The organism is Rathayibacter rhapontici, from assembly GCF_001995175.1.
Taxonomy (GTDB): Bacteria; Actinomycetota; Actinomycetes; order Actinomycetales; family Microbacteriaceae; genus Rathayibacter.
This window is the reverse complement of record NZ_MUKN01000094.1, coordinates 1-7,615: the sequence shown is the minus strand read 5'-3', so window position 1 is coordinate 7,615 and position 7,615 is coordinate 1. Positions and strand designations below refer to the sequence as shown.

Below are 7,615 nucleotides of genomic sequence, written 5' to 3'. Positions count from 1 at the left end.
AGGACCCCCGCCCCGGCTCCGACTCCCACTCGTCCTCCCGCCCCCACACCCCCTCGACCGCCGGCTGTGCCCGGTGATCGACTCGTCGCCGACGGGGCCCTCACCGCGGGAGAGTCGCTCGTCTCCGGCAACGGCGCGTTCCGCTTCGTGATGCAGACGGACGGCAACGCGGTCGTCTACGACGCTTCGAACCGTCCGGTCTGGTACACGGGCACCTCCGTCGCCGGGTCGCGGATCGTCCTGCAGGCGGACGGCAACCTCGTCGTCTACTCCTCCTCGAACGCCGCGGTCTGGAACTCGGGCACCGGCGGCACTCCGGGAGCCCGGCTGGTCATGCAGAGCGACGGCAACCTCGTGATCTACCGCGCCGACGGCTCGCCGGCCTGGGCGACGGGGTACCAGGCGCCGCCGCCTGCCGTGGTCGGAGACACGCTCCAGGGCGGCGGCGAGCTGCGCTCCGACCAGCGGCTCACCTCCGGTGACGGGGGCTCCCGGGCGGTCATGCAGGCCGACGGGAACTTCGTCGTCTACGGGCGAGGCGGTGTGAACTGGAACTCGGGCATCTCGGGTCCCGGGAACCGCCTCGTGATGCAGAGGGACGGCAACGCCGTGGTCTACGCCGCGGCCGGAGGAGTCCGCTGGCAGTCGGGCACGAGCGGCAACGCCGGGGCCCGCATGGTGATGCAGAACGACGGGAACCTGGTGATCTACTCCACCGGCGGTCGTCCGCTGTGGTCCACGTACGTGCCGCCCGCCCCGCCGGCGCCTCCCGCTCCGGTGATCGCCGACGTCCTCACCTCCGGCAGCGAACTCGCGTCCGGGCGGGGTCTGCGCTCGGCGGACGGCGGCAGCGAGGCCGCGATGCAGGCGGACGGCAATCTCGTCGTCTACAGCCGCGGCGCGGTCCGCTGGTTCACCGGCACCTCCGCGGCCGGCAGCCGTCTCGTGATGCAGGCGGACGGCAACGCCGTCGTCTACAGCCCCGCGAACCGACCGGTCTGGCAGTCGGCCACGAGCGGGAACGCCGGGGCCCGCATGGTCATGCAGAACGACGGGAACCTCGTGATCTACTCGACGTCGGGCCGGCCGCTGTGGCAGAGCAACCGGCCGGCTCCGGCGCCGGCACCGGCACCGGGGCCCGGTCCTGCCCCCGCCAGGCCGGCGGACGTCGATTGCCCCGACTTCAACGGGAACCAGGCTGCGGCGCAGCAGTGGTTCAACACCTACTACCCGTTCTACGGGGACATCGCCCGTCTCGATGCGGACAACGACCTCATCGCCTGCGAGTAGCCGGAGAGGGAGCACGGCCCGCCTCTCATCGAGAGGCGGGCCGTGCTCGTCCTCCGGTCCGATCCACGCCACCCGGCGATCGAGGGGCCCAGGACGGTGCGCAGTAGCGCTCGAGCGAGGTCCTAGCGCCCCAGCCCGACGGCCGGCAGCAGGATCCCGTCGATCAGCGACAGGAGGAACGCGCGGTCGACCGGGATGCGCAGCAGCAGCACGCGGTAGGCGACCATCGCGGGCGTGACGAGCGCGAGCGTCTCGAGGTCGATGTCCGCCGCGATCTCGCCGCGCTCGATGGCCCGGCGCATCAGGATGCGGTTCGCCTCGGCCCTCGGCTCGATGATCGCCGCGCGGACGGCGTCCGAGAGCTCGGGCGACTTCGAGATCATCGCGACGACGCCCGCCATGATCCGGAGCTTGCGCTCGGCGTCCTCGATGGTGTGCGGGCGGATGAGAGCGACGAGGTCCCCGCGCAGGGTCCCGGTGTCCGGGAGGCGGTCGGGGGCGAGGTCGGCGCCCTTGAGGCAGGCCAGGGCGTCGACCACGAGCTCGGCCTTGGAGTGCCAGCGGCGGTAGAGGGTCGCCTTCCCGGCGCGGGCCCGGGCGGCGACCATGTCGATGGTCATGCCGTCGTAGCCGGTCTCGGCGAGGACGTCGAGGGCGGCGCTCAGGATCTCGCCGTCGCGGCTCGGATCGCGGCGGCGGCCGGGGCGGACGGGGGCGTCGGTGCCGACGGCGGGGGGAGGGGGCGGCGTCATCGCAGCGTCTCCTGTCTGGTGCGGGCGGCCGTCCGTCCGGGCGGCTCGTCGCTCCAGGGTAGATCAGGACGCCGTGGAATGCGGAACTCGAAAGTTTCGAGACTTCTCAGTATCGAAACCCCGCGGTCTCGTATATGTTCTCCCTCATGACGCAGACCTCCTCCCTGCCGGTGCCCGCCGCCCCCGCGGCCGCGGCCCCCTCGAACCGCCGCTGGTGGACCCTCGTGGCCGTCGGCCTCGCCCAGCTGATGGTCGTCCTCGACTCGACCGTCGTGAACATCGCCCTCCCCGCGGCTCAGGCCGACCTCGGCTTCTCGGACGGCGACCGCCAGTGGGTCGTCACCGCCTACTCGCTCGCCTTCGGCAGCCTCCTCCTGCTCGGCGGCCGCCTCTCGGACCTCCTCGGCCGCAAGCGCACCTTCGTGATCGGCCTGATCGGCTTCGCGATCGCCTCCGCTCTGGGCGGGGCCGCCGGCACGTTCGAGCTGCTGATCGCGGCCCGCGCGCTGCAGGGCGTATTCGGCGCGCTCCTCGCTCCCACCGCCCTCGCGGTGCTCACCACGACCTTCACCGTGCCGAAGGAGCGGGCGCGCGCGTTCGGCGTCTTCGGTGCGATCGCCGGCGCCGGCGGCGCGGTCGGACTCCTCCTGGGCGGCGTGCTCACCGAGAGCTTCGACTGGCGCTGGAACCTCTACATCAACGTCGTGATCGCAGTCGTCGCCGTGATCGGCGCGATCGTGTTCGTGCCGCCGATCGACCGCACCGGCCCGCGGCCCCGGCTCGACGTGCCCGGCACCCTCCTGGTCTCGGGTGCGCTGTTCGGCCTGGTCTTCGGCTTCGCGAACGCCGAGACCGACGGCTGGGACTCGCCGATGACCTGGGGCCCCCTCGTCGCGGCGGTGGTGCTGCTGGCCGCCTTCGTGCAGCGCCAGCGCACGACCGAGCACCCGCTCCTGCCGCTGCCGATCGTGCTCGACCGCGACCGCGGCGCCGCCTACCTCTCGGTGCTGATCGCGGGCGCCGGGATGTTCGGCATCTTCCTCTTCGTCACCTACTACCTGCAGGTCTCGCTGGGCTACTCGCCGATCCGCACCGGGCTGTCGTTCCTGCCGATGATCGGCATGCTCGTCCTCGCCGCCCAGCTCTCGACCAACCTGCTGCTGCCGCGCTTCGGCCCGAAGGTCATGGTGCCGTCCGGCATGGTGCTCGGAGTGGTCGGCATGCTGCTGCTCACCCGCCTGGACCTCGACAGCGCCTACGCGTCCGACGTGCTGCCGGCGCTCATGGTGCTCGGGTTCGCGATGGGCTCGATCATGCCCGGGTCGATGCAGACGGCGACGCGCGGAGTCGATCCGCGATTCGCCGGCGTCGCCTCGGCGATGGTCAACACGAGCCAGCAGGTCGGCGGATCGATCGGCACCGCTTTGCTGAACACGCTCGCCGCGACCGCGGTCACCGACTACCTGGCCGCGAACTCCCCGGTCACCGCGGCGGTCGCGGCCGAGGCCGCGGTGCAGAGCTACTCCGTGGCGTACGGATGGGGCGCCGGCTTCTTCGCGCTCGGCGCTGTGCTGTCGGTGCTGCTCTTCCGCCGTCGCTCCGCGGTGCCGGCGGTCCCGGCCGGGGAGCCCGTGCTCGCGCACTGATCGACCCCGCACGCCCTCCTCCGCCCGGCCCCGGCCCCGCGGGGGAGGGCGTCGCCGTGTCGCCGTGTTGCACTCCGGGTCGCTCCGCGGCGAGCGCCTGTCTAGCCTCGCAGCATGCCGGAGACCCTCGACATCGTCCACCTGCGCACGCTCGTGGCGATCGCCGACTGCGGCGGCTTCGGCCGCGCGGCGGTCGCCCTGCACATCAGCCAGCCCACGGTGTCGCAGCACGTGCGCACCCTCGAGCGCCGCCTCGAGCGGACGTTCATCGAGAAGGCCGGGCGGAAGGCCCGCTTCACTCCTGCGGGCGAGCGGCTGCTCGTGCAGGCCCGGCGGATACTCGCCGTCCACGACGACGCGCTCGAGACGCTCGACGCCGCCACCGAGAACCCGCTCGCCCTGGGGCTCACCGAGCCGGCCGCGGAGCAGCTGCTCCCGGCACTGCTCGGCGCGCTGCGCCGCGCGTTCGACGACAGGCCGGTCAGCTTCTCCCTCGACCGCTCCACCCAGCTGGCGGGGGCGGTGGCCCGCGGAGTCGTCGATCTCGCGGTGATCCTCGGAGTCGGCGGCGACCTGCCCGGCCGCCAGGTGGCCACGCTCCCGCTCGACTGGTACGCGGCGCCCGGGTGGGAGGCCCCCGAGGGCGTCCCCCTGCCGCTCGTCGCGTACTCCGAGCCGTGCGGCATGCGCCGACGGGCTCTGCAGCAGCTCGGGGCGTTCGGCCACGAGGTGCACGTGGTCGCCGAGTCGGCCGGGCTCGAGGGCGTGATCGCCGCGGCGCGCGCCGGCATCGGAGTCGCCGTGCTGCCCACAGCGCACACGGGCGCGGTCGCGGAGGGGCTCGAGGTGCGCCGCGATCTGCCCGCGCTCGGATCGGTCAACCTCCGGCTCGTCTCGCGCCGCGGGCTCGCACCGGACATCGAGGAGACCGCGCTCGCGGCGCTCGCCGAGGTGTTCGGAGCGGTCCGCTCGCGACCGACTCCGGTGCCCGCCGGGGCCCGCGCATGAGGGCTCCCGCGCCGCTGCCCGGCGAACAAGTCGGAAAGTTACCAACGATCGGGAGCGCCGATCGGAACGCATCCGGAATCATCGTTGGACGCCCCGACTCCGCTCCCCGTAGCGTCGTGGACATGACCTCCTCCCGCGCCCTCGCCCCGGCCGCGCCCCTCGGCGCCCGCCGTGCGCCGCACGGTCGAGTCGACGGATCGACCTCCGCGCGAATGCGCCGGGACGGGAACACCTCCGCGCCGGTGCGCGGATGTTCCTGTCCGGCCTCCGCCTGACGCGCCGCTGCTGACGCGCCCCTCCGGGCGTTCCGCTCCAGCCGCTCCGTCCCTCCCGCAGCGCGTCGCGCGCTCGTCGCGTCGCACTCGTCGAGCCCGGACCTCCGGTCCTGCCCGACCCCTCCGCGCCCCGCTCCCGGGCGCCTCCGGCCTCCGCAGCGAGGTCTCTCCGCCGTGCCCGCACGCACTCTCCGAAAGGCCACCGTGGTCGTCGAGTTCATCTCCGCCATCAACGTCAACCGCTCGAACGAGGTCAACGGCCTCACCGAGAGCGCCGTCGACGTCGCCCACCTGCGCCGCTACTCCCGGATCCTCGAGGAGGGCGGCTTCGACTACACCCTCGTCCCGTACGGCTCGGCCGGGCACGACCCGTTCACGATCGCCGCGGCGGTGACGCAGTACACCGAGCACCTGAAGCCGATCGTGGCCCTGCGCCCGAACACGGTGTACCCGACCGTCGCGGCGAAGGCGCTCGCCACCCTCGACCAGCTGTCGGGCGGACGCGCCGTCGTGCACCTCATCGCCGGCGGGAGCGACCACGAGCAGGCCCGCGAGGGCGACCGCCTCGGCAAGGCGGAGCGCTACGCGCGGCAGGAGGAGTACATCCGGATCCTGCGCCGCGTCTGGTCGGCGACCGAGCCGTTCGACCACGACGGCCGCTACTACCGCTTCGAGGACTTCGTCTCCCGGGTGCGCCCGGTGCGCGGCGACATCCCGGTCTCGGTCGGCGGCTCGAGCGACGAGCCTACCGGCAGGGCGGGGCGCTCGCGGACATCTTCGGACTGTGGGGCGAGCCGCTGGCCGACACGCAGCAGCAGATCGACCGGATCGCGGACGCGGCCATCGCGGCAGGGCGTGCGGACACGCCGCGCACCTGGGTCACGTTCCGCCCGATCATCGCGCCCACCGAGGAGCTCGCCTGGGAGAAGGCGCACCGCATCCTCGGGATCCTGCAGGGGCGCTCGGCGACGACCGGGTCTCCGCGCAAGGGCGAGAAGGGGCTGTGGGTCCAGACGCCCGGCGCCTCGGGCCCTGCGAACGTGGGGTCGCAGCGCCTGCTCGACATCGCGAAGCGCAGGGATCTGCACGACCGCGCGCTCTGGACCCCGACCGCGACGGCCACCGGAGCTCAGGGCGCCTCGACCGCGCTCGTCGGCACGCCCGAGACGGTGGCGGCGGCGATCCTCGACTACGTCGACCTGGGCGCCGATCTGATCTCGATCCGCGGGTACGACAACCTCGACGACGCGATCGACTACGGCCGCTACCTCGTCCCGCTCGTGCGGCAGGAGCTCGCGCACCGCGAGGCCACCGGGCGCCGCGGCGAGATCGTCCCGCAGCCGCCGCTCGAGGCCGAGCGCGAGCTCGCGGAGGTGTCCGCGTGAGCCTCCTGACCGCACCGCTGCTCGACGCCCCCGATCTCTCGGACCGCGCCCTCGCCCGCGTCACCGCGCGCCTCGCCGAGACGGCCGAGCACCACGACCGCACCGCCGAGTTCCCGTGGGAGGGGATCCGCGCGGTCCACGACGCGGGCCTGCTCACCCTCGCGGTCGGCACCCGCTACGGCGGCACCCCCGCCTCGACCGTCGACCTGGTGCGCGTGTTCGGCGCGCTGGGCGCCGGCGACCCGGCCGTCGCGCTGATCTCGGCGATGACCGCGCTGCAGCACGCGGCGCAGGACCGCTCCGGGATCTGGCCCGACGAGCTCTACCGCTCGGTACTCCACGACTCGCGCGAGCGCCCCGTGCTGCTGAACGCCGTGCGGGCCGAGCCGGAGTGGGGCGCGCCGGCCCGAGGCGGACTGCCCGCCACCACGATCCGCCGCGACGGCGAGGACTGGGTGCTGGAGGGGCGCAAGGGCTTCGCCACCGGCTCCGAGGGTCTGGCCTACCACCTCGTCTGGGCGGTCGATCCGCACGGTCCGTCGGGCGAGCCGGAGCTCGGCCACGCGATCGTGCCGGCGGACGCCGAGGGCCTGCGGATCGAGCGGACCTGGGACCACCTCGGCCAGCGCGCCTCCAGCACCCACGACGTCGTCTACGACCGCGTGCGGATCCCGCTCGAGCACTTCCGCGGCACCCCGCGCTCGCAGCTGCCTCCGGAGTCGGGTGCGGCCGGAGGCTTCGGCCTGGCGGTCGCCGCGCTCTACGTCGGCGTGGGCCGCGCCGCGCAGAACTTCTTCGTGCGCTTCGCGAACGAGCGGGTGCCCACCTCCCTCGGGCGGCCCATCGCGACCACCGAGCGGATCCGCTCCGTCGCCGGCGAGATCGAGGCGCAGCTCGTCCAGGCGGAGGAGGTGCTCCTCTCGCTCGCCGCCCGCGTCGACACGGGGGACCCGCAGGCCGCCGAGCGCGTCCTCGCCGGCAAGCTCCTCGCCACGAGGTCCGCGGTCACGGCCGTCGAGACCGCCGTCGCCGCCCTCGGCAATCCGGGCCTCACCCGGCACCACCCGCTCGAGCGGCACCTGCGCGACGTGCTCGCCTCGCGCGTGCACCCTCCGCAGGACGACGCCGCCCTCGTGATCCTCGGCACCCGCAGCCTCGCGGCCGCCCTGCGCTGATCACCGCGCACCGGCCCCCCCCCCCCCCCTCCCGCAGCACCCTTCTCTGGAGACTCCGACATGACCGCACCCTCCCGACGATCC

The 7,615-nt window shown here is 73.8% G+C and carries 5 protein-coding genes and 1 pseudogene; 5 read left to right on the top strand and 1 reads right to left on the bottom strand.

Going from position 1 to position 7,615, the window contains the following annotated elements; genetic code table 11:
* Positions 1-66 precede the first annotated feature (66 nt).
* Positions 67-1,290: a hypothetical protein gene (locus B0T42_RS18225; RefSeq protein ID WP_077224406.1), complete on the top strand. Its 1,224-nt coding sequence runs from the start codon at positions 67-69 to the stop codon at positions 1,288-1,290.
* A gap of 122 nt (positions 1,291-1,412) precedes the next feature.
* Here the strand turns inward: B0T42_RS18225 and B0T42_RS18220 are convergent, their stop codons facing one another.
* The gene (locus B0T42_RS18220) at positions 1,413-2,042 is read right to left on the bottom strand and encodes a TetR/AcrR family transcriptional regulator (protein WP_077224405.1); all 630 of its coding nucleotides are present in this window, start codon (positions 2,040-2,042) and stop codon (positions 1,413-1,415) included.
* A 146-nt stretch (positions 2,043-2,188) separates the two neighbouring features.
* Between B0T42_RS18220 and B0T42_RS18215 the strand changes: the two genes are divergently transcribed.
* The 4 genes and pseudogenes from B0T42_RS18215 to B0T42_RS18200 all read left to right on the top strand — a co-directional run bounded on the left by B0T42_RS18215 (position 2,189) and on the right by B0T42_RS18200 (position 7,531).
* A complete protein-coding gene (locus B0T42_RS18215) occupies positions 2,189-3,688 on the top strand; it encodes an MFS transporter (RefSeq protein WP_077224407.1) in 1,500 nt (499 codons plus the stop codon).
* Positions 3,689-3,802: 114 nt separating this feature from the next.
* A complete protein-coding gene (locus B0T42_RS18210) occupies positions 3,803-4,696 on the top strand; it encodes a LysR family transcriptional regulator (RefSeq protein ID WP_077224404.1) in 894 nt (297 codons plus the stop codon).
* Between the two features lie 449 nt (positions 4,697-5,145).
* Positions 5,146-6,356, top strand: a pseudogene (locus B0T42_RS22490) (LLM class flavin-dependent oxidoreductase).
* Entirely contained in the window at positions 6,353-7,531 is a 1,179-nt protein-coding gene (locus B0T42_RS18200) for an acyl-CoA dehydrogenase family protein (protein ID WP_077224403.1), read from the top strand. Before B0T42_RS22490 ends, B0T42_RS18200 begins: the two are co-directional and overlap by 4 nt.
* Positions 7,532-7,615 lie beyond the last annotated feature (84 nt).